This window comes from Curvibacter microcysteis, assembly GCF_028649455.1.
Classification (GTDB): Bacteria; Pseudomonadota; Gammaproteobacteria; order Burkholderiales; family Burkholderiaceae_C; genus Curvibacter; species Curvibacter microcysteis.
Window position 1 is genome coordinate 20,162 of sequence record NZ_JAQSIO010000006.1, and the last position, 26,454, is coordinate 46,615.

General features: G+C 67.2%; 25 protein-coding genes and 1 riboswitch. Of the genes, 8 read left to right on the forward strand and 17 right to left on the reverse strand.

Annotation, left to right across the window (positions count from 1 at the left end):
- Position 1: 1 nt before the first annotated feature.
- On the reverse strand, positions 2-1,492 hold the full coding sequence (locus tag PSQ39_RS15515; RefSeq protein ID WP_273927740.1) for a M20 family metallopeptidase: 1,491 nt from the start codon (positions 1,490-1,492) through the stop codon (positions 2-4).
- 124 nt (positions 1,493-1,616) lie between these two features.
- On the reverse strand, positions 1,617-2,666 hold the full coding sequence (locus PSQ39_RS15520; RefSeq protein WP_273927741.1) for a helix-turn-helix domain-containing protein: 1,050 nt from the start codon (positions 2,664-2,666) through the stop codon (positions 1,617-1,619).
- A 225-nt stretch (positions 2,667-2,891) separates the two neighbouring features.
- Between PSQ39_RS15520 and eat the strand changes: the two genes are divergently transcribed.
- Genes eat through PSQ39_RS15540 form a run of 4 tightly spaced genes read left to right on the forward strand, consistent with a single transcriptional unit; the run spans position 2,892 to position 7,921 of the window.
- Complete coding sequence (eat, locus tag PSQ39_RS15525) at positions 2,892-4,274, forward strand: ethanolamine permease (RefSeq protein ID WP_273927742.1); 1,383 nt, start codon at positions 2,892-2,894, stop codon at positions 4,272-4,274.
- A 15-nt stretch (positions 4,275-4,289) separates the two neighbouring features.
- Positions 4,290-5,690, forward strand: a complete 1,401-nt coding sequence (locus tag PSQ39_RS15530; RefSeq protein ID WP_273927743.1) for an ethanolamine ammonia-lyase subunit EutB — start codon at positions 4,290-4,292, stop codon at positions 5,688-5,690.
- Positions 5,687-6,583, forward strand: a complete 897-nt coding sequence (gene eutC / locus PSQ39_RS15535) for an ethanolamine ammonia-lyase subunit EutC (protein ID WP_273927744.1) — start codon at positions 5,687-5,689, stop codon at positions 6,581-6,583. The genes PSQ39_RS15530 and eutC overlap by 4 nt, the downstream gene beginning before the upstream one ends.
- 30 nt (positions 6,584-6,613) lie before the next feature.
- The gene (locus PSQ39_RS15540; protein WP_273927745.1) at positions 6,614-7,921 is read left to right on the forward strand and encodes an HAD family hydrolase; all 1,308 of its coding nucleotides are present in this window, start codon (positions 6,614-6,616) and stop codon (positions 7,919-7,921) included.
- A gap of 35 nt (positions 7,922-7,956) precedes the next feature.
- Here PSQ39_RS15540 and PSQ39_RS15545 read toward each other — a convergent pair whose 3' ends face one another.
- The 11 genes from PSQ39_RS15545 to PSQ39_RS15595 all read right to left on the reverse strand — a co-directional run bounded on the left by PSQ39_RS15545 (position 7,957) and on the right by PSQ39_RS15595 (position 20,334).
- Positions 7,957-9,393, reverse strand: coding sequence for a methyl-accepting chemotaxis protein (locus PSQ39_RS15545; RefSeq protein WP_273927746.1), 1,437 nt, complete (start codon positions 9,391-9,393; stop codon positions 7,957-7,959).
- A 145-nt stretch (positions 9,394-9,538) separates the two neighbouring features.
- Positions 9,539-11,506, reverse strand: coding sequence for a methyl-accepting chemotaxis protein (locus tag PSQ39_RS15550; RefSeq protein WP_273927747.1), 1,968 nt, complete (start codon positions 11,504-11,506; stop codon positions 9,539-9,541).
- 256 nt (positions 11,507-11,762) lie between these two features.
- On the reverse strand, positions 11,763-12,596 hold the full coding sequence (gene otnI / locus PSQ39_RS15555) for a 2-oxo-tetronate isomerase (protein WP_273927748.1): 834 nt from the start codon (positions 12,594-12,596) through the stop codon (positions 11,763-11,765).
- A 42-nt stretch (positions 12,597-12,638) separates the two neighbouring features.
- The gene (locus PSQ39_RS15560; protein WP_273927749.1) at positions 12,639-13,304 is read right to left on the reverse strand and encodes a class II aldolase/adducin family protein; all 666 of its coding nucleotides are present in this window, start codon (positions 13,302-13,304) and stop codon (positions 12,639-12,641) included.
- A 17-nt stretch (positions 13,305-13,321) separates the two neighbouring features.
- Positions 13,322-14,617, reverse strand: coding sequence for a 3-oxo-tetronate kinase (otnK, locus tag PSQ39_RS15565; protein WP_273927750.1), 1,296 nt, complete (start codon positions 14,615-14,617; stop codon positions 13,322-13,324).
- Positions 14,614-15,516, reverse strand: coding sequence for an L-threonate dehydrogenase (gene ltnD / locus PSQ39_RS15570; protein ID WP_273927751.1), 903 nt, complete (start codon positions 15,514-15,516; stop codon positions 14,614-14,616). Before ltnD ends, otnK begins: the two co-directional genes overlap by 4 nt.
- A gap of 54 nt (positions 15,517-15,570) precedes the next feature.
- Positions 15,571-16,884, reverse strand: coding sequence for an MFS transporter (locus PSQ39_RS15575; RefSeq protein ID WP_273927752.1), 1,314 nt, complete (start codon positions 16,882-16,884; stop codon positions 15,571-15,573).
- A 118-nt stretch (positions 16,885-17,002) separates the two neighbouring features.
- Positions 17,003-17,785, reverse strand: coding sequence for a FadR/GntR family transcriptional regulator (locus tag PSQ39_RS15580; protein WP_273927753.1), 783 nt, complete (start codon positions 17,783-17,785; stop codon positions 17,003-17,005).
- Positions 17,786-17,883: 98 nt separating this feature from the next.
- On the reverse strand, positions 17,884-18,468 hold the full coding sequence (gene metW, locus PSQ39_RS15585) for a methionine biosynthesis protein MetW (RefSeq protein WP_273927754.1): 585 nt from the start codon (positions 18,466-18,468) through the stop codon (positions 17,884-17,886).
- On the reverse strand, positions 18,465-19,601 hold the full coding sequence (gene metX / locus PSQ39_RS15590; protein WP_273927755.1) for a homoserine O-succinyltransferase MetX: 1,137 nt from the start codon (positions 19,599-19,601) through the stop codon (positions 18,465-18,467). Before metX ends, metW begins: the two co-directional genes overlap by 4 nt.
- 169 nt (positions 19,602-19,770) lie before the next feature.
- Complete coding sequence (locus PSQ39_RS15595) at positions 19,771-20,334, reverse strand: TMEM165/GDT1 family protein (protein WP_273927756.1); 564 nt, start codon at positions 20,332-20,334, stop codon at positions 19,771-19,773.
- 4 nt (positions 20,335-20,338) lie between these two features.
- Positions 20,339-20,538: riboswitch (yybP-ykoY riboswitch) on the reverse strand.
- Positions 20,539-20,702: 164 nt separating this feature from the next.
- Between PSQ39_RS15595 and PSQ39_RS15600 the strand changes: the two genes are divergently transcribed.
- Positions 20,703-21,905: an ammonium transporter gene (locus PSQ39_RS15600; protein ID WP_273927757.1), complete on the forward strand. Its 1,203-nt coding sequence runs from the start codon at positions 20,703-20,705 to the stop codon at positions 21,903-21,905.
- A 34-nt stretch (positions 21,906-21,939) separates the two neighbouring features.
- Here the strand turns inward: PSQ39_RS15600 and PSQ39_RS15605 are convergent, their stop codons facing one another.
- Genes PSQ39_RS15605 through PSQ39_RS15620 form a run of 4 tightly spaced genes read right to left on the reverse strand, consistent with a single transcriptional unit; the run spans position 21,940 to position 24,542 of the window.
- A complete protein-coding gene (locus PSQ39_RS15605) occupies positions 21,940-22,422 on the reverse strand; it encodes a DoxX family protein (protein ID WP_273927758.1) in 483 nt (160 codons plus the stop codon).
- A 26-nt stretch (positions 22,423-22,448) separates the two neighbouring features.
- Entirely contained in the window at positions 22,449-23,285 is an 837-nt protein-coding gene (locus PSQ39_RS15610) for a DNA-binding domain-containing protein (RefSeq protein WP_273927759.1), read from the reverse strand.
- Complete coding sequence (locus PSQ39_RS15615; RefSeq protein WP_273927760.1) at positions 23,282-24,211, reverse strand: DUF692 domain-containing protein; 930 nt, start codon at positions 24,209-24,211, stop codon at positions 23,282-23,284. The genes PSQ39_RS15610 and PSQ39_RS15615 overlap by 4 nt, the downstream gene beginning before the upstream one ends.
- 31 nt (positions 24,212-24,242) lie before the next feature.
- Entirely contained in the window at positions 24,243-24,542 is a 300-nt protein-coding gene (locus PSQ39_RS15620) for a BufA1 family periplasmic bufferin-type metallophore (protein ID WP_273927761.1), read from the reverse strand.
- A 195-nt stretch (positions 24,543-24,737) separates the two neighbouring features.
- On the opposite strand from PSQ39_RS15620, the gene PSQ39_RS15625 reads away from it, so the two are divergent.
- The 3 genes from PSQ39_RS15625 (at position 24,738) to PSQ39_RS15635 (ending at position 26,309) form a co-directional block, all read left to right on the forward strand.
- Positions 24,738-25,304, forward strand: a complete 567-nt coding sequence (locus PSQ39_RS15625; protein ID WP_273927762.1) for a sigma-70 family RNA polymerase sigma factor — start codon at positions 24,738-24,740, stop codon at positions 25,302-25,304.
- Positions 25,301-25,525, forward strand: a complete 225-nt coding sequence (locus tag PSQ39_RS15630; protein WP_273927763.1) for a zf-HC2 domain-containing protein — start codon at positions 25,301-25,303, stop codon at positions 25,523-25,525. Before PSQ39_RS15625 ends, PSQ39_RS15630 begins: the two co-directional genes overlap by 4 nt.
- Positions 25,526-25,799: 274 nt before the next feature.
- Complete coding sequence (locus tag PSQ39_RS15635; RefSeq protein WP_273927764.1) at positions 25,800-26,309, forward strand: RNA recognition motif domain-containing protein; 510 nt, start codon at positions 25,800-25,802, stop codon at positions 26,307-26,309.
- Positions 26,310-26,454: the final 145 nt, after the last annotated feature.

Sequence of the window (26,454 nt, forward strand, 5' to 3'; positions counted from 1 at the left end):
CTCAGGCGGGGGTGGCCTCTGCCGAAGGGCTGGCCGGCAGGCTGGCGATCACTTGCGCCACGGCCGCGGTCAGCTTCTTGGCATAGGGCACATGCAGGAACTCGTTGGGGCCGTGCGCATTGCTCTTGGGGCCCAGCACGCCGCAGACCATCATCTGCGCCTTCGGGAAGCCGGCCGACAGCATGTTCATCAGCGGGATGGTGCCGCCCTGGCCGATGTAGCCGCAGGAGGCACCAAAGTGCGACTGTGAGGCCGCGTTCAGGGCCTGTTCAAACCAAGGTGCGGTGCTGGGGGCGTTCCAGCCGGTGGCGCCGCCGTTGCTCTCGAAGGTGACGCGGGCCTGGTAGGGCGCGTTGTCTTCGAGCAGGCGCTTCATCTCGGCCACGGCCTGGTCGGCTTCGACCAGGGGCGGCAGGCGCAGGCTGAGCTTGAAGGCCGTGTAAGGGCGCAGCACGTTGCCGGCGTTTTCCAGCGTCGGAAAGCCGTCCGCACCGGTCACGCTGAGGGTGGGCGTCCAGGTGCGGTTGAGCAGGGCCTGCACCGGGTCGGTGGTGGTGGGCAGGGCAAAGGCGGTGGCGCCGCCGCAGTCGTAGTGGGCCCAGGGGAAGCGCTTGTACAGCTCTTCGCCCAGGATGGCGGCGGTGGCTTGGGCCTGGGCCAGGCGCTCGGCTGGCACTTCGCAGTGGAAGCTGGCCGGCAGCAGGCGGCCCGTGGCGCTGTCTTCCAGGCGGTCCAGCACCTGGCGCATGATGCGAAAGCTCGACGGCACCAGGCCCGAGGCATCGCCCGAGTGCACGCCTTCGGTGAGGATCTCGACCTTCAGCGTGCCGCTGGCCATGCCGCGCAGGCTGGTGGTCAGCCACAGCTGGTCGTAGTTGCCGGCGCCCGAATCCAGGCAGATCACCAGCGCCACCTCGCCCAGCCGTGTGCGCAGCGCATCGACATAGGGCAGCAGGTCGTAGGAGCCGCTTTCTTCGCAGGTTTCGATCAGGCCGACGATGCGCGGGTGTGGCGTGTTCTGGCTCTTCAGGGCCTGGATGGCGGCGATGCTGGCGTAGACCGCGTAGCCGTCGTCGGCGCCGCCGCGGCCATAGAGCTTGCCGTCCTCGTACTTGGGCGTCCAGGGGCCCAGGTCGCGGCGCCAGCCGCTGAACTCGGGCTGCTTGTCCAGGTGGCCGTACATCAGCACGGTCTGGCTGCTGTGGGCCTGGGTGGCTTCGACTTCAAAGAACAGCACCGGGGTGCGGCCCGGCAGGCGGATGATTTCCAGCGTCAGGCCCGGCACTTTTTGCGCTTCCACCCAGGTGGCGGCGTTGCGCAGCACGGTGTCGAGCAGGCCTTGCGCAGCCCAGTCGCTGGCGAAGGCGGGCGACTTGGCCGGGATGGCGATGTAGTCGCTGATCTGGCGCACCAGGTCGCGGTCCCAGCGCTCGCTGACCTCGGTCAGGGCGGTGTCGGCTTGGAAGGCAAGGTTCGGAATGCGGGCGTTCATGGGGCTCTCCTGAAATCGGGGCGGGCGCCTCCTGGCTGGGGCCGGGGCGCAGCGGGTTTGATTTTGCCTGAGGGGCGCATCGCGGGGCGGTCACCCAGGTGCGCCATGCCGGGCGGTGGGGCTTTCAGGCGTGGCCGTGGCTGGGCGCGCGTTGGCGCAGGGTCTGTGAGGGCAGCTCGCCAAACAGGTCTTTGTAGTCTTGTGAGAAGTGGCCCATGTGGAAAAACCCCCATTGCGCGGCCACGTCCTGCACCTTGTCGGGCGCGCTGGGTTCGCGCAGGCGGCGCCGGCAGGCATTCAGGCGCACGGACTTGAGGAAGTCGGCCGGCGACTCGCCCAGCACGCTCTGGAAGTGGTTTTGCAAGGTGCGCCGGGTCAGGTGCAGCTGTTGGCACAGCGCGTCCACGCTGAGGGCTTCGCCGCTGGGCTGGCGGGCCAGCTCGCGCGCGGCCATCACCAGGGCCAGGCGGCGTTGGCTGGCGCGCTGCGCTGGGCTGGGGCCGGCCTCGGCCAGGTCGCCGCACAGGCCTTGCAACAGCTGCGTGAGCAGGGCTTGCAAGGTGGCCTGGCCCCAGCGCTGCTGGGCGTCGCCGGACTGGGCCAGGCTGAGCAGGGTTTCGAGGGTCTGGCACAGCTCGGCGTGGCGGCTGGCGCTCAGTGGCGTGGCCTGGGCGGGGCGGTCCAGGCGGGGGCTCAGCTTCAGGCCCAGGGCATCGGCTTGTTCCTGCAGCCAGGTCTGGTCCAGCACCACGCCGTAAATGCCGAAGTCGGCCGGGGTGCGCAGCGCAAAGCCGTCGCTGGCGCGCGCGCTCAGCAGGGCGTGGCCGCGTTGGGCGTCCTGGGCGTGGCCGCAAAAGTGCAGCGGCTGCTGGCAGCGCAGGTCGGGCAGGCCAAACCACACCGAGCCCTGCCAGGGGGCGCATTGCTGGCTGGTCTCTTGCGACGTGTGTTCGTGAAAGACCTGCAGGCGCGGCCCGTCCAGCCACAGCTCGCGCACCCGTCCGGCAAACCGCCCACTGGAGAGCTGGTCGTACTCCTGGTCCCAGGCCGACAGCTGCGCGGCGTGCTCGTCCACGTCCGCGCTGTGGCGCAGGCGAAACCGGGCCCGCTCGGGCGAGGCCAGAGCGGGCGCGTCGGGACAGGCGTGGCCACCGGGGCCAAAAAGGGATGCCATGGGCGAAACAGGTGCAGGCCGCAGCCCGCGCAGTGCAAGTTGCGGGCGATCGTGCAAGAAAAATGCCAAGGCCAACAGGGGGCCCGTCCCGGGGTGCCTGTCCCAAATCGGAAAAAAACACGCCTGTCCGGCCCCCTGGCTGCGCAATTGCCGATTCGGGATAGGACCGTGGCCTGGCCTTTGCTGCAATCGGGCTTCTGTTGTTCACCAGCCAGCGAGCCCGCCATGACCACTCCTTCTGCGACGCACCTGCCCAAAGTTCTGGGCACCTTCCAGCTGTGGGGCATTGCCGTGGGCCTGGTGATTTCAGGCGAGTACTTTGGCTGGAGCTACGGCTGGGCCAGCGCCGGCACGCTGGGCTTTTTGGTGGCCACGGCGCTGGTGGCGACCATGTACACCACCTTCATCTTCAGCTTCACCGAGCTGTCCACGGCCATCCCCCATGCGGGCGGGCCGTTTGCCTATGCGCGCCGCGCCTTCGGGCCTCTGGGCGGCTTTGTGGCGGGCTTTGCCACCTTGATCGAGTTTGTGTTTGCGCCGCCCGCCATCGCGCTGGCGATTGGGTCTTACCTGAACGTGCAGTTCCCGGCCATCGACCCCAAATACATCGCCTTGGGCGCCTACATCGTCTTCATCGCCCTGAATTGGGTGGGCGTGGGCATCGCGGCGGCCTTTGAGTTGGTGGTCACCTTGCTGGCCATTTTTGAGCTGCTGGTGTTCATGGGCGTGGTCAGCCCCGGCTGGTCCTGGGCGCAGTTCACGGCACTGGGCTGGGCGGGCTCGGACCAGTTCAGTGGCGCGGCTTTGGCGGGCATCCTGGCGTCCATTCCCTTTGCCATCTGGTTCTTCCTGGCCATCGAGGGCGCGGCCATGGCGGCCGAAGAAGCGCGCGACCCGCAGCGCACCATCCCGCGTGCCTACATCGCCGGCATCCTGACCCTGGTCACCCTGGCCTTTGGCGTGATGATCATGGCCGGCGGCGTGGGCGACTGGCGTACCTTGGCCAACCTCAACGACCCGCTGCCCCAGGCCATGAAGGCCGTGCTGGGCGGCAACAGCGGCTGGCTGCACATGATGGTGTGGATCGGTTTGTTCGGCCTGGTGGCTTCCTTCCACGGCATTTTGATGGGCTACTCGCGGCAGATTTTTGCGCTGGCCCGCGCGGGCTACCTGCCGCGCAGCTTCGCGGTGCTCAGCCCCCGCTTCCAGACCCCGCACCGGGCTTTGTTGGCGGGGGGGGCGGTGGGCGTGGCGGCGGTGTTCAGTGATCAGTGGATCCAGTTCGGGGGCCAGACCCTGACCGCCAACATCGTCACCATGTCCGTGTTTGGTGCCATCGTGATGTACGTGATGTCCATGGCCGCCCTGCTGCGCCTGCGCCACACCGAGCCCGACCTGCCGCGCAGCTACCGCGCGCCCTGCTACCCGGTGTTTCCGTTGGTGGCCCTGGGGCTGGGCCTGGTCTGCCTGGGCGCCATGGTGTGGTTCAACCCGGTGCTGGCGGCGATCTTCGTTGGCCTGATGGGCGTGGGCTGGGTCTACTTCGCCTGCACCGCCGACCAGCGCGCCGCCGCGGCGCCCGACGCCCTGCTGGACAGCGCCCCCTGAGCGGAGCCCCACCCCATGCGCTACCACACCACCCTGGGCGGCCAGGGCTTTGCCTTCGCCGATTTGAAGCAGCTCATGGCCTGTGCCAGCCCGCCGCGCTCGGGCGACGCCCTGGCCGGTTTGCTGGCCGACAGCGCGCAGCAGCGCATGGCCGCGCGCCACGTGCTGGCCGACCTGCCGCTGAAGACCTTTTTGAACGAGGCCCTGGTGCCTTACGAGCAGGACAACATCACCCGCCTCATCCTGGACAGCCACGACGCCCAGGCCTTTGCCCCGGTGGCGCACCTGACAGTGGGCGACTTCCGCAACTGGTTGCTCAGCCCGGCGGCCAGCAGCGCGGTGCTGGCGCGCCTGGCACCCGGCCTGACGCCCGAAATGGTGGCCGCAGTGAGCAAGCTCATGCGCCAGCAGGACCTGATCGCGGTGGCGCGCAAATGCCGCGTCGTGACCCGTTTTCGCAACACCCTGGGCCTGCCCGGCACCTTGGCGGTGCGCCTGCAGCCCAACCACCCCACCGACGATGTGCGCGGCGTGGCCGCGTCTTTGCTCGACGGCTTGATGATGGGCGCGGGTGACGCGGTGCTGGGCATCAACCCGGTGTCCGACAGCATGGCCACGCTGGCGCGCCTGTGCCATCTGTTTGATGAGCTGATCCAGCGCTTTCAGATCCCTACCCAGGCCTGTGTGCTGACCCATGTCACCAACACCTTGCAGCTGATGGACAGCGGCGTGCCGGTGGACCTGGTGTTCCAGTCGATTGGCGGCACCGAGATCACCAATCGCTCTTTTGGTGTCACGCCCGAGGTGCTGGACGAGGCCTGCGCCGCCGCCCGCTCCCTGGGCCGTGGCCCGCTGGGTGATCACGTCATGTACTTCGAGACCGGCCAAGGCAGCGCCCTGTCGGCCAACGGCCACGGTGGCGTGGACCAGCAGACCTGCGAGGCCCGGGCCTATGGCCTGGCGCGGCGCTACCAGCCTCTGCTGGTCAACACCGTGGTCGGCTTCATCGGCCCGGAGTACCTGTACGACGGCAAGCAAATCATCCGGGCCGGTCTGGAGGACCACTTCTGCGGCAAGCTGCTGGGCCTGCCCATGGGCTGCGACATCTGCTACACCAACCACGCCGAGGCCGATCAGGACGACATGGACAGCCTGAGCGTGCTGCTGGCCACGGCCGGGCTCAACTTCATGATTGGCGTGCCCGGCGCGGACGACATCATGCTCAATTACCAGAGCACCTCCTTCCATGACGCGCTGTTCCTGCGTGAGACCCTGGGCCTGCAGCGCGCCCCCGAATTCGAGGCCTGGCTGCAGGCTCAGCACATCACTGCGGGTGACGCGCGGCTGTTGAGCCCAGGCGCGGGCCACCCCTTGCTGGCAGGCCTGGGCCAGTTCGGCCAGGCAGATGCGCCATGAGGGCCCCGCCGCCCCGGTCGCCTGAGGCCCGGCCCGACGCCCCCGAGCGCTACCCGGGCGAGGCCAGCGAGTCCCCGGTCACCGCCATGCCCTGGCAGGACTGGCGCCGTGCCACCTCGGCACGCATTGCCCTGGGCCGCGCCGGCGTGGCCATCCCCACCGACGAGGCGCTGCGCTTTGGCTGGGCCCACGCCATGGCGCGCGACGCGATTCACACCCCGCTGGACCTGGCCGCGCTGGAGGCCGAGCTGCACGCCGCCGGCCACGCCACCCTGCGCGCACACAGCCGCGCCAGCGACCGCACCACCTACTTGCGACGGCCTGATCTGGGCCGCCAATTGGACCCCGCCGCCGCCGAGTCGCTGCGCGCCTGGGCCGCCCAGGCCGGCCCCGCCCCCGACCTGTGCGTGGTGGTGGGCGATGGCCTGTCTTCGCTGGCGGTGCAGCGCCACACCGCGCCCTTGCTGGCGGCGCTGCAGCCGCGCCTGGCGCCAGGCACACGGCTGGCGCCCTTGGTGCTGGTGCAGCAGGCCCGGGTGGCCGTGGCCGACGAGGTGGGCGAGCTGCTGGGCGCGCGCCAGTGCGTGATCCTGATCGGTGAGCGCCCCGGCCTCAGCTCCCCCGACAGCCTGGGCCTGTACCTGACCCACGGCCCGCGCCGGGGCCGCCACGACGCCGAGCGCAACTGCATCTCGAATGTGCGCCCCGAGGGCCTGTCCTACGAACAAGCCGCTTTCAAGCTGGCCTGGCTGATGCAGCGCGCGCTGCAACTGGGCCAGACCGGCGTGGCGCTGAAAGACGAAAGCGATGCCGACGCGGCGCTGGACGCCGACGCCGTCCGCCCGGCCCTGCCGCCCCAATCCACCGACTGGTCCGATTCCCCCCTGCCCTGACCCCTGCCCTTTCTTGAAGGAGAGATGCCCATGAACCCCACCCCCAACCGCCGCCAAGTCCTGCGCCTGGCCCCCTTGAGCGCTGCCTTCGCGGTGAGCAGCCTGGCTGTGTTCAGCAGCGGCTGCGCCAACACCCCGGCGACCCCCGCCTTGCAGCCCCTGGCCGCCGGTCAGTGGGACAGCTTCAACCGCCAGCAGATCGACCAGCTCATCGCCCGCCTGGGCCGGGGCAGCGCGGGCTACAACCCGGCCAAGCCGCCCTATGTGGTGTTCGACTGGGACAACACCAGCGTCTTCCTCGACATCGAAGAGGCCGCGCTGATCTACCAACTCGAAAACCTGCGCTTTGGCGCCACGCCCGAGCAGCTCGAAGTGGCCCTGCGCCGCAACATCCCCAGCACGCCCTTCAAGCCCGCCAACAACAACGCCGCCGGCCAGGCCGTCCACATCGACAGCATCGTTCCCGACATCCTGGACAGCTACCGCTGGCTGTACCGCCACTACAGCGGCTTCCAAGGTACCCAATCCCTGGCCGAGGTGCGGCGCAACCCGCACTACCAGGCCTTCGTGACCAAGGTGCGCTACCTCTACGAGGCGATCGGCGATACCTTTGACCACGACACCGCCTACCCCTGGGTGACTTATTTGTTCGCCGGCATGACCGAAGCCCAGGTGCGTCAGCTCACGGTCGACACCGTGAAGTGGCAGCAAACCCAGCCGGTCGAAAAGGTGAAGTGGAGCACCCCAGCCGAATTGCCGGGCCGGGCCGGCCTGGTCTCGGTGAGCTGGAAGAACGGCCTGCGCCTGGTGCCCGAAATGCAGGACCTGTACGCCCGCTTCAAGGCCGCTGGTTTTGACATCTGGGTCTGCTCGGCGTCTTTTGTGGATGTGATCAAGGAGATCTCCTCCAACCCGGCCTTTGGCTACCACGTCAAGGAAGGGAATGTGCTGGCCATGGAGCTGGAGCGTGACGCCCAGGGCCGCATCCAGCCCGAATACCGCCGTGGCTACGACCAGACCCAGGGCCCGGGCAAGACGCGCAGCATCCAGCGCTTTTTGGTCAGCCGCTATGGCTACGGCCCGTCCTTCATCGCCGGCGACAGCGAAGGCGATCAGAACATGATGGCCGATTTTGCCGACACCCAGAAGGTGCTGATCGTGAACCGCCTGCGCGACCCCAAGTCCGCCATTGGCCAGTTCTCGGCCCAGGCGGTGCAGCAGTACGGCCAGCCCAGCACGCGCTACCTGCTGCAAGGGCGTGACGACAATTCGGGCCGCTTTGTGCCCTCGCAACTGCACACGCCGCTGGGCGCCAGCGTGGGCAAGGCCCTGAAGTAAAGGCCTTTGCAGGGGCGCGCCGGGGCGCCGCCGCCTCAGCGCACCTGGAACACCGCCACCGAGCCCATCAGGCGCTGGGCCTGCTCGCTGAGGTTGGTGGCCGCAGCGGCGGACTCTTCGACCAGGGCGGCGTTTTGCTGCGTCATCTGGTCCAGTTCGTTGACGGCGGCATTGACCTGGCCGATGCCTTGCGACTGCTCGATGGCGGCGGTCGAGATGTCGGCAATGATGTGGCTCACGCGCTGCACCGAGCTGACGATGTCGGCCATGGTGTTGCCCGCCGCATGCACTTGCACGCGGCCCGCCTCGACGGTCTCCAGCGACTGGCTGATCAGCGACTTGATCTCGCGCGCCGCGCCGGCGCTGCGCTGGGCCAGCGCCCGCACTTCGCCCGCCACCACCGCAAAGCCTCGCCCTTGTTCGCCTGCGCGCGCGGCTTCGACCGCCGCGTTGAGGGCCAGCAAATTGGTTTGGAAGGCAATGCCGTCGATCACGGTGGTGATGTCGGCGATGCGGGTGGCGCTGGTCTGGATCGCTTCCATGGTGTGCACCACCTGGCGCACCGCCACCCCGCCCTGCTCGGCCACCTGGGCGGCGGTGCTGGCGAGCTGCTTGGCCTGGCTGGCCGAGTCGGCCGACTGTTGCACGGTGTTGGTCAGCTCGCCCATGTTGGACGCCGCTTGCGCCAGATTGCCGGCAGTCTGCTCGGTGCGGTTGCTCAAGTCCATGTTGCCCGAGGCGATTTCGCGGCAGGCGGTTTCGATGTTGGCGCTGGCCGACTGCACCTGGGTCACGGCCTCGTGCATGCGCAGCAAGGCCGATTGCAGGGCCAGGCCGGGCGGGGTGTGCACGTCCACATGCGACAAGTCCAGGTGGATGTGGTCGCTTTGGTTCACCGCGGCCACCAAGGCGGTCAGTTCGTCGCCCTCGTCACCCGCGCGTTTGAGCCAGATGGCCAGTTGCACCTCCAGGGCCGTCTGGATCACCACATAGGTGGCGTGCAGCAGGATGCGTCCAAAGTTGGCCTCGGACGTGCAGTACACGCCAAAGCCGGCGGCTTGCAGACGGTCAAAACCGATGTGGTGCACGGCAAAGAGCACGGCCGCCAGCACCACCGGGCGCCAGTCGCGGTAGACCAGCAACAGGGCCAGGGTGACAAACACGCCAAAGTGAAACTCGGACATGCCGCGCGACAGCTGGATGTGCAGCACCACAAAGCCCACCAGGGCCACCGTCAGCGCCACGCGCGCGGGTCGCTGGCCGCGCCAGCCGGCGTAGCCCAGGCCGGCCAGCAGCAGCAAACCCACACTGGCGCCCAAGGCCAGGCCCAGGGCGTCAAAGGTCTGGCCCAGGATCAGGGCCGCCACCGCACTCAGGCCGATGGCGGCCAGCATGACGCGGTCACCCAGCAGGTCTTGGGCGTGGCCGTTGTGGGCCTTGGGGCGGCGGGCGCCGGCATGGGGGGTGTTCATTTCGTTCCTTTCGAGGGTCGCAGCGGCACCGCCTCCGAGGTCCGGGGCAGCGCCAATGTGTGAGGCTGCCGCGGGTAGAGGCAGCCCCTGGTGGGGGTGGCTTCGGTCTGTGCCGAGCGTCAGGCGCGCCACAGTGGGCGCAGCATCAACCGTGTGTCAGGGCGCGCGAGCGCTGTCCTGGTTCGTCGCTGAGCTTGAAGGCCTGGATCGCTTCAGACAGGCGCGTGGCCTGGTCGCGCAAGCTGGCGGCGGCGGCGGCGGACTGTTCCACCAAGGCCGCATTCTGTTGGGTCATCTGGTCCAGCTGGTTGACGGCGCCGTTGACCTGGCCAATGCCGTTGGACTGCTCCACGGCGGCCGAGGAAATCTCGCCAATGATGTCGCCCACGCGCTGCACCGAGTGGACGATTTCCGCCATGGTGGTGCCGGCCGAACCCACCAACTGGGCCCCAGCTTCGACGCGTTCCACCGAGGTGCCGATCAGCGACTTGATCTCGCGTGCGGCCTGGGCGCTGCGCCCGGCCAGCGAGCGCACTTCGCCGGCCACCACCGCAAAGCCCCGGCCCTGCTCGCCCGCGCGAGCCGCCTCGACCGCGGCGTTGAGCGCCAGGATGTTGGTCTGGAAGGCGATGCCGTCGATGACGCCGATGATGTCCGCGATCTTCTTGGAGCTGTGGTTGATGTCCTGCATGGTCTTGACCACTTCGCCCACCACCGCGCCGCCCCGGGCGGCGACCTCGGCGGCCGAGCTGGCCATTTGCGTGGCCTGGCGCGCCGCGTCGGCGGACTGCTGCACGGTGGAGGTGATTTCTTCCATGCTCTGGGCGGTGGACTGCAGGCTGCTGGCTGTCTGCTCAGTGCGCGCGCTCAGGTCCTGGTTGCCGGTGGCGATTTCCACGCTGGCGGTGGTGATGCCTTCCACCGCGGTGCGCACCTCCAACAGCAGGCGCAGGTAGAGCTGGCGCATGCCGTCCACCTCACGCACCAGGGCGCCCAGTTCATCGTTGCGGTCGGTGCTGAAAGCGCGGGTCAGGTCGCCCTGGGCCACGGTGGTGACGGCGGCGGTCAGCTCTTGCAGGGGGCGGCTCACGCGTTGGCGCAGCAGCCAGAACAGGCCGCCACCCAAGCCCACCAACGCCACGGCGATGATGATCCACACCATGACCATGGTGGAACGGTGATCGCTCATGGCTTCGGTGTCGGAGACCTCGGCCACCACCCACCAGCCGTGGGCTTCGGACTTGTCCAGGATGGCCCAGGGGTGGGTCAGTTCCACGCCGCGCAGCGGCAAGGCATCGTGCACCGCCTCGCCTTTGCTCTCGGCCAGGCGGCTCAGAAATTCGGCCGCCTGAGGGTAGGCCTCCAGCACTTTCTTGCCCGCCGCGGTGGGGTGGGCCAGGAAGCGGGCGTCTTCCAGCTTGCTGCCCGGGTTGATCACGTAGAGGCCGCCGTTGTCAAAGAAGCGGGTCTCGTTGACCTGCTTGACCAGGGCATCTTCAAAGATCGAAATGTCATTGCCCACGAACAGAATGCCCACCACCTTGCCGGCATCGTTCTTCACCGGCTCGTAGTGCGTCATGTAAGGCTTGCCGAACAGCACCGCACGACCGGTGTAGGGCTGGCCGCTGATGAGCAGCTTGTAGGCCGGATGGGCACGGTCCAGCAAGGTGCCCAGGGCCCGTTCACCCTGGGCGTTTTTCAGCGAGGTGGTGATGCGTTTGAAGTCATCCCCCTGGCGCGCGAACACGGTGGCCACCCCGGCGGTGTCTTTGGTGAATTTGTCGACGTGGCTGAAGTCGTTGTTCAGCGCGATGCCGTAGCTTTGCAATTCGCCCGAGCCTTCCTCCAGCGTCATGGTGGGCTGGAAGGCCAGTTTGAAGCTGCGAAACGAGCGCTTGACCAGTTCGCGCATGGTGCGGTCTTGTGAGTCCAGCACCGCCACCACGTTGTCGGCCTTGTCCTTGGCCAGGGCCTGGACCTGGTTGCGCGCGCTTTTGGCCGTGATGTGGTTGATGCCCCAAGACGCCAGCACCAGCACCAGGGCCAGCATGGCAATGGCCAGCAGGCTCACCTGGCGGGCCACGGATTGGTTTTGACCGTTGAGCTTGGACATGCGATTCCCTGTGATCGTTGGCACCGAAATGGGCGCCATATTTGGCAATTTAGACGGATTCGGTCGGGATGACCAGCGGTTTATCCCGACGATGAAGGGTCTTTTGATAGCCAATCTATCACTTTAAAGAATCGATTTCAATAAATTAACCGGATATTTTTGACGGTGGAAATCAATTCAGGGCTGTTCAACACAGGTCGAACAGCCCCGCTGGAGGGGCCGGTCAAGGCCCGCTTTGGGCCTGGCGAGGCGCTTTTCAGGTGCCGGTGGCTTGGCGCAGCCAGCCCAGACCGTCCGAGGTGCCGTTGGGCACAGGACCGCGCGCGGGGCGGTATTCGCAGCCCACCCAGCCGTCAAAACCCAGCTCGTCGATGACGCTGAACAGGTAGGGGAAGTTCAGCTCGCCCAGGTCCGGTTCGTGGCGTTGCGGCACGCCGGCGATCTGCAGGTGGCCGACGCGGCCGGTGGGCAGGTACTGGCGCAGCTTCATGGCCACATCGCCTTCCACGATCTGCAGGTGGTACAGGTCCATCTGCACCTTGAGGTTGGTGGCGCCCACCTCGGCGATCACGGCATGGGCGTCGTCCTGGCGGTTCAGGAAGAAGCCGGGGATGTCGCGCGTGTTGATGGGTTCGATCAACACATCGCGGCCGGCCTCGGCGGCTTGGGCGGCGGCCCAGCGCAGGTTGTCCACATAGACCTGGCGGTGCGCGGCGCGGTCGGCGCCTGCGGGCAACAGACCGGCCATCAGGTGGATGCGCGGGCAATCCAGCACGGCCGCGTACTGAAGGGCCAGCTGCACGCCCGTGCGGAACTCTTCTTCACGGCCAGGCAGCGAGGCCGTGCCGCGCATGCCCGCCACGTCCCAGGCGTGGGCGATGGAGGCCGCATCGGTGCCGCCGGGGGGGGCGTTGAACAGCACTTGCTGCAGGCCATTGGCTTGCAGTTGTTCGCGCACTTGCTCGGCCGGGAAGGCGTAGGGGAAGAGGTATTCCACGGCCTTGAAGCCGTCGCGCGCGGCAGCGGCAAAGCGGTCGAGGAAGGGCAGCTCGGGGTAGAGCATGGACAGGTTGGCGGCAAAACGGGGCATGGGGGTCTCCGGTCGGTTCAGGTCAGGGCGTGCGGGCTGGGTTCACCAGCGGGCGCCGAAAGTGGTGCGCAGTTCGTCGATCTGGGCGGCCGCCAGCGGCGCGGGGCGCGGCTGGGACAGCAGCCACAGGCGAGCGGTTTCTTCCAATTCTTCCAGCGTGGCCATGGCCGCACCTGGGCTGTCGTGCCACACATTGGGGCCCAGGCGCTGCAGCATGACCGCGCGGATGGGCTGGCCTTGCGAGCCGTACTGGGCAATGGCCTGGGCCACGGCTTCGGCGGCGGCGGGCGCCCCGGGGCGGTGGTAGGGGATCACGGGCACGCGGCCCACTTTCATCACAAAGTAGGGCGTGATCGGCGGCAGCAATTCCGGGCCGGTGTTGTCTTGCAGCGACAGCGCCACGCAATGCGTGCTGTGGGTGTGGATCACGCAGCGCGTGGCACTGTCGAATGGCACGGCCGCTTCGTAGATGCGGCGGTGCAGCTGGATGGTCTTGCTGGCGCGGTCGCCCGAGACCTGGTTCAGGCCGGCGTCCAGGCGCGCCAGGCGCGCTGGGTCCAGAAAGCCCAGGCAGGCGTCGGTGGGCGTGATCAGGAAGCCGTCGTCCAGGCGCACGCTGATGTTGCCGGCGGTGGCATGGACGTAGCCGCGCTCAAACAAGCTGCGGCCCACTTGGCAAATGGCCTCGCGGGCCTGGTTTTCGGTCATGGGCGGGGTCTCCGGGTTCAGGCCGTGGTCAGTTGGCCAAAGGCCTTGCTGAAGAAGTCGACGCTGCCGAAGTTGCCCGACTTCAGCGTCAGGTGCAAGCCGGCCTCGGGGGCCACGGGCGAAGCCGCATGGCACCAGGGCACGCCGGGGTCGATCTGCGGGCCGATCTGCATCTGGCTGATCTCCAGGGCCTGCACGCAGGCGCCCGAGGTCTCGCCACCGGCCACCAGCAGCTGGCGCACGCCCAGGGCCACCAGGCCGCGCGCAATGGCTGCCACGGTGTGCTCCACCAGGGCGCCGGCTTCGGCCACGCCGAGCTGGTCCTGGATCGCCTTGACGGCGGCCGGTTCGGCGGTCGAGTAGACCAGCACCGGGCCGCTGGCCAGCAGCGGTTGCGCCCAGGCCAGGGCGTCGGCGACCACGCGGGTGCTGGCTTCGGGGCCGCCGGCGAGTTGCAGCGGGTCGATGGCGCGGGCCGGTCGACCGCTGGCGATGAAGTGCGCCACCTGCTGGTTGGTGGCCACCGAGCAGCTGCCCGAGACCACGGCCTGCAGGCCTTGGGCGGCCGGCAAGGCGGCCGCTTGCGGCGAGGGGGCCAGGCCAAAGTTGGCCGGCAGCGCAATCGCCACACCCGAGCCGGCCGTCAGCAGGGGCAAATCGGCCAGGGCCGGGCCCATGCGCAGCAGGTCGGCGTTGGAGATGGCGTCCACCACCGCCAGGCCCACGTCCTCGGCGCGCAGCGCGGCGATGCGCGCGCGCACGGCGTCCGCGCCCTGCGCCACCACGCTGTAGTCGATCAGGCCGACGCGGCGTTTCGTCTGGGCTTGCAGCACGCGCACCAGGTTCGGGTCGGTCATGGGGGTGAGCGGGTGGTTTTGCATGCCGCTCTCGTTGAGCAGGCCCTCACCGGCAAACAAATAGCCCTTGAACACCGTGCGCTTGTTGTCCGGGAAGGCCGGCGTGGCGATGGTGAAGTCGGTGCCCAGCGCGTCCATCAGGGCTTCGGCCACGGGGCCGATGTTGCCTTGGGCGGTGCTGTCAAACGTCGAGCAGTACTTGAAGTAGAACTGCTTGGCGCCCTGCGCCTGCAGCCAGGCCAAGGCGTCCAACGACTGGGCCACGGCGTCCGCCGGGGCGATGGTGCGGGACTTGAGGGCCACGACCACGGCGTCCACGTCGGCAGCCAGGGGCTCGCTGGGCACGCCAATGGTTTGCACCACGCGCATGCCGGCGCGCACCAGGTTGTTGGCCAGGTCGGTGGCGCCGGTGAAGTCGTCGGCGATGCAGCCGAGCTTGAGCGGGGCGCGGCTCACGACGTCGACTCCGGCTTGGTGGGCAGTTCGATGCCCGGGAAGATCTTGATCACGGCGCTGTCGTCTTCACGGCCAAAGCCCGCGGTCGAGGCCTGCATGAACATCTGGTGTGCGGTGCTCGACAGGGGCAGCGGGAATTTGCTGGCGCGCGCGGTGTCCAGCACCAGGCCCAGGTCCTTGACGAAGATGTCCACCGCCGACAGCGGCGTGTAGTCGGCGGCCAGCACGTGGGCCATGCGGTTTTCGAACATCCAGCTGTTGCCGGCGCTGTTGGTGATGACTTCGTACAGCGCTTCTGCCTTGACGCCTTCGCGCAGGCCCAGGGCCATGGCTTCGGCGGCGGCGGCGATGTGCACCCCGGCCAGCAGCTGGTTGATGATCTTCACCTTGCTGCCGGCACCGGCCTGGTCGCCCAGGCGGTAGACCTTGGCGGCCATGGCGTCGAGCAGGTCGCCGCAGCGCTCGTAGGCCGAGGGCAGGCCCGAGGTCATCATGGTCATTTGGCCGCTGGCGGCCTTGGCGGCGCCGCCCGAGATGGGCGCGTCCAGGTAGCCCAGGCCCAGGGCCTGCAGGCGTTGCTCCAGCGCGGCCGACCAGTTGGGGTCCACGGTCGAGCACATGATGAAGACCGCGCCCGGCGACATGGCTGCGGCGCAGCCGCCCTCGCCAAACAACACCGATTCGGTCTGGGCGGCGTTCACCACCACCGACACCACCACGTCGGCGCCGCGTGCGGCCTCGGCCGGCGAAGCGCAGGCCAGGCCGCCCTGGGCCGCGAAAGCGTCCGCGACTTCGCGGCGCACGTCAAACACTTGCAGTTGGTGGCCGGCGCGGCGCAGCGAGCCGGCCATGCCGGCGCCCATGGCGCCCAAACCGATGAAGCCGATGGTCTTGGTCATGGCGGTGGTCCTTGTACTTGGGAGGGGTGAGGGAGAAAAAAGAGGGGGTGGGGCTCAGCGGTTGACCAGCTCGCGCGGGGTCAGCCAAACCAGCACGGCGCCCACCACCAGGGCGCCGGCCAGCACGTACATGCCAATGGCGGTGCTGCCGGTGCTGTCCTTGAGGTAGCCGATCAGGTAGGGGCTGGCGAAGCCGGCCAGGTTGCCCACGGAGTTGATGGCGGCAATGCCCGCCGCCGCCGCCGTGCCCGACAGGAAGGCCGTGGGCAGCGACCAGAACAGCGGTGCGCAGGTCAGCACACCGGCGGCGGCCAGCGACAGGAAGACCAGGGACACGGTGGTGTTGTGCGCGAAGGACGCCGCCACGGTGAAGCCCACGGCGCCCATGGCGGCCGGAATGATCAGGTGCCAGCGACGTTCACGGCGCTGGTCGGCGCTGCGGCCAAACAGGTTCATGGCCACGATGGCGCACAGGAAGGGAATGGCGCTCAGCAGACCCACGTTCAGGTTGCCCTGCACGCCGGTGGCCTTGACCAGGCTGGGCAGCCAGAAAGTCAGCGCGTATTGGCCCATCACGAAGGCGAAGTAGATCGCGGCCATCCACCAGATGCGGCCGTCCTTGAACACCTCGGCCACCGAGTGGGGGCCCTTGGCGCCATGCGCCTGGTCTTTGTCGATCTCCGACTGCAGCAGCTTCTTCTCGTCAGCGCTGAGCCACTTGGCCTGGGCGATGTTGTTGTCCAGGTAGACCAGCACGGCCACGCCGATCAGCAGGGCTGGCAGGGCCTCGATCAGGAACATCCATTGCCAGCCGTGCAGCGAGGCGGCGCTGTGCATGCTGTCCATGATCCAGCCCGACAGCGGGTTGCCAAAAATGCCGGCCACGGGGATCGCCGACATGAACACGGCCACGATGCGGGCGCGGCGGTGCGCGGGGTACCACAGCGTCAGGTACAGGATCACGCCGGGGTAGAAGCCGGCTTCGGCCAGGCCCAGCAAAAAGCGCAGCACATAGAACTGCGTGGGCGTCTGCACAAACACAAAAGCGGCCGACAGCAGGCCCCAGGTGACCATGATGCGGGCGATCCAGAGGCGCGCACCGACCTTGCTCATCAGCAGGTTGCTGGGCACTTCAAACAGGAAGTAGCCCAGGAAGAAGATGCCAGCGCCCAGGCCGAACACGGTTTCGCTGAAACCCAGGTCCTGCGCCATTTGCAGCTTGGCAAAGCCCACGTTGACGCGGTCAAGGTAGGCGATCACGTAGCACAGCATCAGGAAGGGCACCAGGCGCCAAAACACCTTGCTGTAGGTCTGTTGCTCAAAGTCGGCGGGCGCGGACGCCTGGCCGACCAGGGTGGTGGTGGTCATGGAAAGAGGTCTCCGAGAGAGGGGGGATGTGGCGGCATGGCCGCCAAAGTCATATGGTTATCATACAAATTATGACAAATTGTCAGACAGCGGGTAAACCCCAGGGTCCCCGGCCGGCTCAGCGCGGGGTGTCGGAGGCCAGGGCGGTGGTCAATGGGCGGGCCAAAGCCTCCCCTTGTTGTTGCCAGAATGCGGGGTCGGCTTGCTCGATGCGGCCGATGGCGTTGTCCATGTGGCCCGCGGCCGCCGCGCGGGCGGCCACCGGGTCGCCCGCCGCGATGGCCTGGTAGATCCGCTCGTGTTCTTCGGCCACCTGGCGCGCAAAGTCGGCCCGGCGTGCCTCGTTGGCGCGCGTGACCTGGGTGGCGCCGCGCAGGAACTGGCTCAGGTACTCGAGCGTGCTGATCAAAAAGGGGTTGCTGGCTGCGTCGGCGATGGCGCGGTGGAATTGCACGTCCTCGTTGACCCCGTCACCGCCGGCCCGCACGGCGGCGTGCAAGGCGTCAATGGCTTCGCGCACGCGCTGCACATCCTCGGCGCTGCGGCGTTGGGCGGCCAGGCCAGCGACTTCGGCTTCCAGTGCGCGGCGCACTTCGACCATCTGCACCACGGCACTCTTGGAGGCGGTGTGGCCGGCGTCAAAGTTCAGCGGCGCAATCCCCTGCGGCCGCACATACACACCACTGCCCTGGCGTGAGTCCACCAGGCCCAGGGACTTGAGGCGGGACACGGCCTCGCGCACCACGGTGCGGCTGACCGCGAACTGCTCCACCAGCACCGCTTCGGTGGGCAGTTTGGCACCCACGGCCAAGCGCCCCGCCTTGATTTCGGCGGCCAGCGCATCAGCGACTTGATCAGACAGGCGCGCGCCAGGGGTGACGGATTGGAACCGGGAGGGCATGGACAAACAGACAGGGTAAAAATTGGTCGTACAACTTTACCCCAGGGTCTGCCCTGAGCAGGATGCGGTTTACCCGGGTTGGCAGGGTCGGGCCGGCTTCAGCGCTGCACGAACTTGAACACCGCCGTGCCCGCTCGGGCATTGGGCAGCCAGCGCACCTCGCGCCCCTGCTCCAGACCGAAGGCGTCGACGATGCGCAGCGCGTTCTTGTGCGCCAGGTCGATGAAGTCGGCGTAGGTGCCGACGCGGATGTTGGGCGTGTCGTACCACTGGTACGGCAGGCGCTTGGTCACGGGCATGCGGCCCTTGAGGACGCTCAGCCGGTTCGGCCAGTGGCCAAAGTTCGGGAAGGCCACGATGCCGGTCTTGCCCACGCGGGCGGTTTCGCGCAGCATGACCTCGGCATTGCGCAGGTGCTGCAAGGTGTCGATCTGCAGCACCACGTCAAAAGACGCGTCGTCGAACATGGACAGGCCTTCGTCCAGGTTGAGCTGGATCACGTTGACGCCGCGCTTCACGCAGGCCAGCACGTTGGCGTCGTCGATCTCGATGCCGTAGCCGCTGCAGCCGCGTTCGCGCTGCAGCAGGTCGAGCAGGGCGCCGTCGCCGCAGCCCAGGTCCAGCACGCGGGCGCCCTCGGGCACCAGGGCGGCGAGACTGCGCAGGTTTTGGGCGTCGCTCATGCGGCCACCTCGCGTTCAAAGTAGGCGCGCACCACGTTCAGGTAGCGCGGGTCGTCCAGCAAGAAGGCGTCGTGGCCGTGCGGGGCGTCGATTTCGGCGTAACTGACGTCGCGGCGGTTGTCGAGCAGGCCCTTGACGATTTCCCGGCTGCGCTGGGGCGAGAAGCGCCAGTCGGTGCTGAAGCTCACCAGCAAGAAGCGGCAGCGTGCCTGGGCCAGCGCCGCACTGAGGCTGCCGCCGAAGGCGCGCGCGGGGTCGAAGTAGTCGAGCGCGCGGGTGATCAGCAAGTAGGTGTTGGCGTCAAAGTACTCGCTGAATTTGTCGCCCTGGTAGCGCAGGTAGCTCTCGATCTGGAACTCCACGTCCTGGGTCGAGTAGCGGTAGCCGGTCGCGCTGTCGACCACGGCCTCGCGCAGCTCGCGGCCGAACTTTTCGTTCATCACGTCGTCGCTGAGGTAGGTGATGTGGCCAATCATGCGGGCGATGCGCAGGCCGCGCTTGGGCACCACGTTGTGCTCGTAGAAGTGCCCGCCATGGAAGTCGGGGTCGGTCACGATGGCGCGCCGCGCCACCTCGTTGAAGGCGATGTTCTCGGCGTTCAGGTTGGGCGCGCTGGCCACCACCACGGCGTGGCGCATGCGCTCGGGGTATTGCAAGGTCCAGCTCAGGGCCTGCATGCCGCCCAGGCTGCCGCCCATCACGGCGGCCAGTTGTTGGATGCCCAAAGCATCCAGCAAGCGGGCCTGGGCATTGACCCAGTCTTCCACGGTGATCACCGGGAAGTCAGCGCCATAGACCCGGCCGGTGTCCGGGTGGGTGTGCATGGGGCCGGTGCTGCCAAAGCAGGAGCCCAGGTTGTTGATGCCGATGACAAAGAAGCGGTTGGTGTCGACCGACTTGCCTGGGCCAATCATGTTGTCCCACCAGCCTTCGGACTTGGGCTGGCCCTCATAGACGCCAGCCACATGGTGCGAGGCGTTGAGGGCGTGGCAAATCAGCACGGCGTTGCTGCGGTCGGCGTTCAGCGTGCCGTAGGTCTCGTAGGCAAGCGTGTAGTCGCGGATCGAGGCGCCACTTTGCAAAGCCAGCGGCGCGTCGAAGGTCAGGAACTGTGGTGTGGCTAGAAAACTCATGGCAACAAAAAACCCGGTTCGCCAAAAACGAAACCGGGTTGATGTCGTCTTTAGCTGAATTTCGGAACTTGAAAGTTCCGGCGCCCGCAAGCAGAAATCAAATCGGCGCCCTGTGACCAGGTGCGCAAAGTATAGCAAGCGGCTGCTGCGCCGGGTTCAGCCAAAGCCTTCAGGCCGGCGCGAACAAGGCCACCAAGCCCAGCACCGCAAAGATACCGGCCGACACCAGGTGCACCAGGCGGATGGGCACGCGCCGGGTCAGCCGGTCGCCCAGCCAGACCACCGGGGCATTGGCCAGCATCATCCCCAGGGTGGTGCCGGCCACCACAGCGAACCAGGCTTGGTACTGGGCGGCCAGCATGACGGTGGCGATCTGGGTCTTGTCGCCCATCTCGGCGAGGAAGAAGGCCACCACGGTGGTGCCGAAGATGCCAAAGCGGGGTGCGGAGGGGGTCTCGTCGTCGTCCAGTTTGTCGGGGATCAGCATCCAGACGGCCATGGCCAGGAAGGAGCCGCCAAGGATCCAGCGCAGCCACTGCGGGCCCAAGAAGGTGGTGACCCAGGCGCCCACTGCGCCGGCCAGGCCGTGGTTGACCACCGTGGCCACCAGGATGCCCAGCACGATGGGCCAGGGTTTGCGAAAGCGTGCCGCGAGCACGAGGGACAGCAACTGCGTCTTGTCGCCCATTTCGGCGAGCGCGACGATGCCAGTGGAGATGAGGAAGGCTTCCAAGAAAAAACACTCCGGCCGGAAAAAACCCATGACTGCACAGCACCCTCCGGCCAAAAACGGAGGCTGCGCAGTCAAAGGTCTCGCCAGATCCGGACAACCGTTTGCGCCATGCCCAGGCACTGTTGCAGTGCACGCGCAAGTCTGTTGACGCAAACCCCTCTCAGAAATGAAGGGAGGCTACTCCCCCTTGAACAGGCCGCGAGTTTAGTCGATTCAGAGAGTGATCGCCCATGCACCAAAGACGCCCCTTGGCACCATAAAAAGGCAGGGCACCCTGTTCTGGCGCATATTTTGCTTTGTTGTGGTGCAAATCTGTGTGGCACCGGCATGGTGCACCAGAATGATTCAATTCTCTCCACGAGGTGGCTATGGATGCACTAAAACAGGGCGCAGATGCGCTGTTCATTTTGCTGGGCGCGGTCATGGTCTTGGCCATGCACGCCGGCTTCGCATTTCTGGAGCTGGGCACGGTCCGGCAAAAAAACCAGGTCAATGCCTTGGTCAAGATCCTGGTCGACTTCTCGGTCTCGACCGTGGTGTACTTTTTGGTTGGCTATGGCGTGGCGTATGGCACGCACTTCTTCGTGGGCGCCGAAGAGCTGGCGGCCCGCAACGGCTATGACCTGGTGAAGTTCTTCTTTTTGCTGACCTTTGCCGCCGCCATCCCCGCCATCATCTCGGGCGGCATTGCCGAGCGGGCCCGCTTCTGGCCGCAACTGATTGCAACCGCTGTCATCGTGGGCTTTGTTTACCCCTTCTTTGAAGGCATCGCCTGGAATCAGCACTTTGGTGTGCAGGCCTGGATCAAGAGCGTGACGGGCGAGGAGTTCCATGACTTTGCCGGCTCGGTGGTGGTGCACGCGGTCGGCGGCTGGATTGCCCTGCCCGCGGTGGTGTTGCTGGGTTCGCGCGCCAACCGCTACCGCAAGGACGGCGCCATCTCGGCCCACCCGCCCTCGAACATCCCTTTCCTGGCCTTGGGCGCCTGGATCCTGGTGGTGGGCTGGTTTGGCTTCAATGTGATGAGCGCGCAGACCCTGGACAAAATTTCCGGTCTGGTGGCCGTGAACTCCTTGATGGCCATGGTGGGGGGCACCTTGGCCGCCTTGCTGCTGGGCAAGAACGACCCGGGCTTTGTGCACAACGGCCCCTTGGCCGGCCTGGTCGCGGTCTGCGCTGGCTCCGACCTGATGCACCCGCTGGGGGCGCTGGTGGTGGGCGCGGTGGCCGGCGCCATCTTCGTGTTCATGTTCACGCTGACGCAGAACAAATGGAAGATCGATGACGTGTTGGGGGTCTGGCCTCTGCACGGCCTGTGCGGCACCTGGGGTGGTTTGGCGGCAGGCCTGTTCGGCAGCAAGGCCCTGGGTGGCCTGGGCGGCGTGGCCTTCAGTGCGCAGTTGATGGGCACCGCCTTGGGCGTGGTGTGGGCGGCTTTGGGCGGCCTGGTGGTCTATGGGCTGCTGAAGGTCACCGTGGGCCTGCGCCTGTCGCAGGAAGAAGAGTTTGAAGGCGCTGACCTGAGCATCCACAAGATCCGCTCGACCCCGGACCGCGAGGTCAGCTGGTAAGCCGCGCGCTTCAGCCAGCGGCCTGAACGTCGGTTCAGGCCCGGCCGACAGGGCGGGCGCTCAGACGGGCGCGCAGGCGCGGCGCCAGCCAGGCGTCGGCGCTCCAGGGGCCGACGCTCCACATCGCCAGAGCGGCCAGCAGGCTGCCCCACAGCAGGTGCCCTTGCCAAGCCGCAGGGGCGATTTCACTGAGCGACAGCACCGCCACCGCGTTGACCACGCTCAGGCCCAGGGCCGGTATGCGGCCGCCCAGGCCCAGCACCAGCAGCACGGGCAGCACCAGTTCGCCCCCGGTGCCCAGCACGGCGGCCCAGTGGCTGGGCAGCAGCGGGACGTGGTACTCGTCGACAAACAGGGCCAGGGTGGTGTCCCAATCGCGCAGCTTGGTCAGCCCCGACTGCCAAAACACCTGGGCCACGTACAGCCTGGCGATCAGCGCGGCCAGGGGGCGCAGGGCTTCCAGACCGCGCACCAGCCGGTCATGGGTCGACAACATCATTTGCCATAGGCAGGGCATAGCGCTTCCTTTTAGGGGGAGGGGTATCAGGGTGGGGGCGTGGACGCGGGCGCGTCCTGGACCGCGATCAGCCATTGCTGGTGAAGGGCTTGCTCCAGCCAGGCGCTCAGGTCCAGCGCCAGGCCGGTCTGGCCGAAGGCATCCAGCGCCGCGCCCAGGTGGGGCTGGCTCAGCAAGGACTCAAACCAAGCGGCCTCGCTGGGGGACAGGGCCTGGGCCCGCGGTCGCCAGCCCGCCCGCCAGAACAACACCGTTTCGCCCACCCCTTGGCGCAGCAACTCACCGACCGCTTGCAGGGCCTGGGGATCGGGCTTGGCGGCGGGCTCGGCTGAACCCTGGCCGGTGCCCGCGCCGTGCGCGTGCAAGAGGCTGGCCAGTGGCCAGCGGCTGGTCCGCAGCGCGGTGCCGGGTGCCAGGCGCAAGGCCAGGGCCTCGGGGGCTTCATGCAGCAGGCGCGCCAGACTGGCCGGGTCGGCCGTGCCATCGGGCCAGGCGGCCAGGCGGTGCAGCTGCCATTCGGCGCGCGCCAGCTCGGGCATCCACTGCGGCAGGTCATGGGCCTGCAGCCGGGGCTCGAGCCAGTCGGCCAAGCCCTCGCCCCAATGCGCCAGGTCGCCGCAGCGTGGCGGGACGTCCCGGCCGTGATCGCGCGCCAGTGCGGCCCAGCTGTCCTCGCCCAGGCATTGGCGCAGCACCGGGTAGGCGGCGCTGAACACGCGTTCGGCCAGGGCTTGGGCATTGCCTCGGTACGCCTGCAAGCCGGTGGGACTCCAGGGACCTGGGTCGTCCGCCGCCGAGGCTTGCCAGATCGCGGCCAACAGCTGGGCCTGCTGCTCGGCCAGGGCTTGGGTGTCGGTGCTCATGGCGCAGCCTCTTCAGGCACGGGCAGGCGGGCCAGGTGCTGGCGGGCCTGGTCGGCCTCGGCCAGCAAGGTGGCCAGCTCGGGCAGGTCGTGGTCCCATTCCAGCAAGGTGGGACGCGGCCCCCAGCGCTGCAGGGCCTCGCGGTACAGGCTCCAGACGGCAGGCGCGACGGCGCGGCTGTGGTCGTCAATCACCAGGGATCCGCTGTCGCTGTGGCCTGCCAAGTGGATTTCGGCCACGCAGTCGGCTGGCACGGCAGCCAGCCAGTCGCGCGAGGGGGCCAGCAAGGCCTCGAGCGCAGCGGGCGTCTGGGCGCCGTGTTGGGCGCGCCAGGCGTTTTGCGCATTCACATGCAGGTTGTTCAGGTCGACCAGCAGTTGGCAACCGGTGCGTCGACACAGGGTGACGAGGAAGTCCACCTCGTCCATGTCTTGTTCGGGCCAGCGCACGTAGGCGCTGAGGTTTTCAATCGCCAGTGGGCGTTGCAGGCGGTCCTGAACCTGGTCCACATGCTGGGCCATCACCGTCAGTGCGGCCTGGGTCCAGGGCAAGGGCAACAGGTCGGCGCCGTGGGTCAGTGTGCTTTGGCCGGGCCAGGCCGCGCGGGCGAAGCTGGCGTGCTCGCTCACCCGCACAGGGTCGACTTGCCGGACCAGCTGCGCGAGCTGGTCCAGGTGCCAGGGGTCCAGCCCGCAGGCCGAGCCCAGCGACAGCCCCACACCGTGCAGGCTGATGGGGTAGTGCGCTCGGGCTTGCATCAACACCCCGAGCGCCGCGCCGCCCCCGCCAAAAAAGTTCTCGGAGTGCACCTCCAGAAACCCCAGGGGCGGCGGCGTCTCCAGCACTTCTCGGTAGTGCGGCTGGCGCCAGCCGATGCCGACCCATTCGGTCATCGCTGGGCCCTGGGCGGTGGGGTTGGCGCTCATGGTGGGCAGGCGGGGCAGGGGTGGCCGGGAATCACATCTTCTTGGTCATGCTCATCTTGGCTTCGTCGCTGCTCAGCCCGGACATTTGCTTGCAAGTGCCCTTGGCCACGTACTTCCATTCGTCCTTGCTCATGTCGGTCTTGGCCTGGCCTGCGCAGGAGTGGCTGCCGCTGAGGTTGGCGCAGTCGTTTTGGCCGGCCTTGGCGATGCCGTAGCACTTCTCCTTGCTCATGTCTTTGCCCATGTCCTGGGCGGCCGCGGGAGCCATGTTGAGCAGGGCGGAGGACAGCACGGTGGCGGCAGCAGCGGCGAAGAGGGCGCGTTGGTTCATGGGGGATCTCCTGAAGGTTGAAGTGGATTTCACAACCCGTCGCTTGAGGGCCAAGCAGGTCGGGTTGAGCTTTAGTCAGACCACCGCACGCATTCTTACAGCGGTCTCGGAAATTTTTTAGCCTTGACGGTGTCACAGCGCTGCCCCACCTTAGTCAGACCGCCACATCGGCGCACTTTCAATACACTGCCCCCCATGAGTTTTGAACACCAGCTCGCTGAGCACCGCCCTTACCTGCTGCGTTTTGCGCGCTTGCAGCTGCGCAACGAGGCTTGGGCCGAGGATGCGGTCTCTGAAACCCTGTTGGCCGCATTGAACCGGCCCCAGGCGTTTCAACAGCAGTCCCAGCTCAAGACCTGGCTGGTGGGCATCCTCAAGCACAAGGTGATTGACCAGTTGCGCCAGCGCACCCGAGAGGTGTCCTGGGACGCCTCGGATCCGGAGGGCGAGGCCCTGGAGGCCCTGACCTTCCAAGCCGATGGGCATTTCGCACAGCGCCCTGCTGACTGGGGCAGCCCGGAGCAGCATTTGCAGTCGCGCCAATTCATCGAGGTGCTGGAGACCTGCACGGAGCGCCTGCCACCCACCATGGGACGGGTTTTCCTGATGCGTGAATGGCTGGAGTTGTCTTGCGAAGAAATTTGCAAGGAATTGAACCTCAGTGCGACCAATCTCTACGTGCAACTGCACCGGGCGCGTTTGCGCTTGCGTGAATGCCTTGAAATCCACTGGTTTGCCCTGCCCCGAGCGACTCAGCCATGATCCTGAAACGAACCTGCCAACAAACAGCCGCCCTGTTGCTGGCCCGCGAAGACCGCTCTCTGACTTTGGAGGAGCGCCTGGCCCTGCGCCTGCACCTGGCCATGTGCGAGGCGTGTCCGCTGTTCGCCAAACAGGTGCTGACCATGCGCAATGCCTTCACCCAGTGGCGGCATCAGGCCGACCAAGGCGGGGACACCGAGCCAACCGATCGCCAGCCCTGAACTGGGGCGCGGGCGGTGAAATGGGCCGCTGCGGTGCACCGAAAAAGGGTATTTTTGCCTTGGCTGGCAGGCCAAACCCCTTGCCCTTGTTGGTTTTGAGTGGTGGCGAAGAAACAGATGAAAAAAAGCTTGCTTTTTTGAATATTCCACGGTTTTAATATCAAAGCATGGTTTTCAAGCCATGCAAGCTTGCGGTGATCGGTCAGGTTCGCGTCCGAAGTGTGCGTTTTCGGGACTCCATCGCTTTGTTCATGTGTTTTTGAGGAGTCCCTTGATGGGCAACAAACTGTACGTCGGCAACCTGCCTTATTCGGTGCGCGACAACGATCTCGAACAGGCTTTTGGTCAGTTCGGTGCCGTGGCCAGTGCCAAGGTCATGATGGAGCGCGACACGGGTCGTTCCAAGGGCTTTGGTTTCGTTGAAATGGGCAGCGATGCAGAAGCCCAGGCCGCCATCAATGGCATGAACGGTCAATCCCTGGGTGGCCGCAGCGTGGTGGTCAATGAAGCCCGTCCGATGGAGCCCCGTCCCCCGCGCAGCGGTGGCGGCTTCGGCGGTGGTGGTGGTGGCGGCGGCTACGGCGGCGGTGGCCGCAGTGGTGGCGGCGGCTTCGGCGGTGGCCGCAGCGGTGGCGGCGGTGGTGGCGAAGGCGGTTTCCGCAGCCCCTACGGCGCGGGTCCCCGTGGCGGTAACGGCGGTGGCCGTGGTGGTTACGGCGGCGGCGGTGGTGGCGGCGGCTACGGTGGTGGTGGCGGCGGCTACGGCGGCGGCAACGGCTACTGATCAAGCCCTCGGCTTCACAGCCCTTAAGTCCTTGGCAGCGCGCTGCCAAGGCAATAACAAAGGCCCCTCGGGGCCTTTTTTCATGGGCGCCTTTTGATTGGATGTGGCCTCTGGCGTGGCCGAGCAGAGCCCGCGGGCGACACCG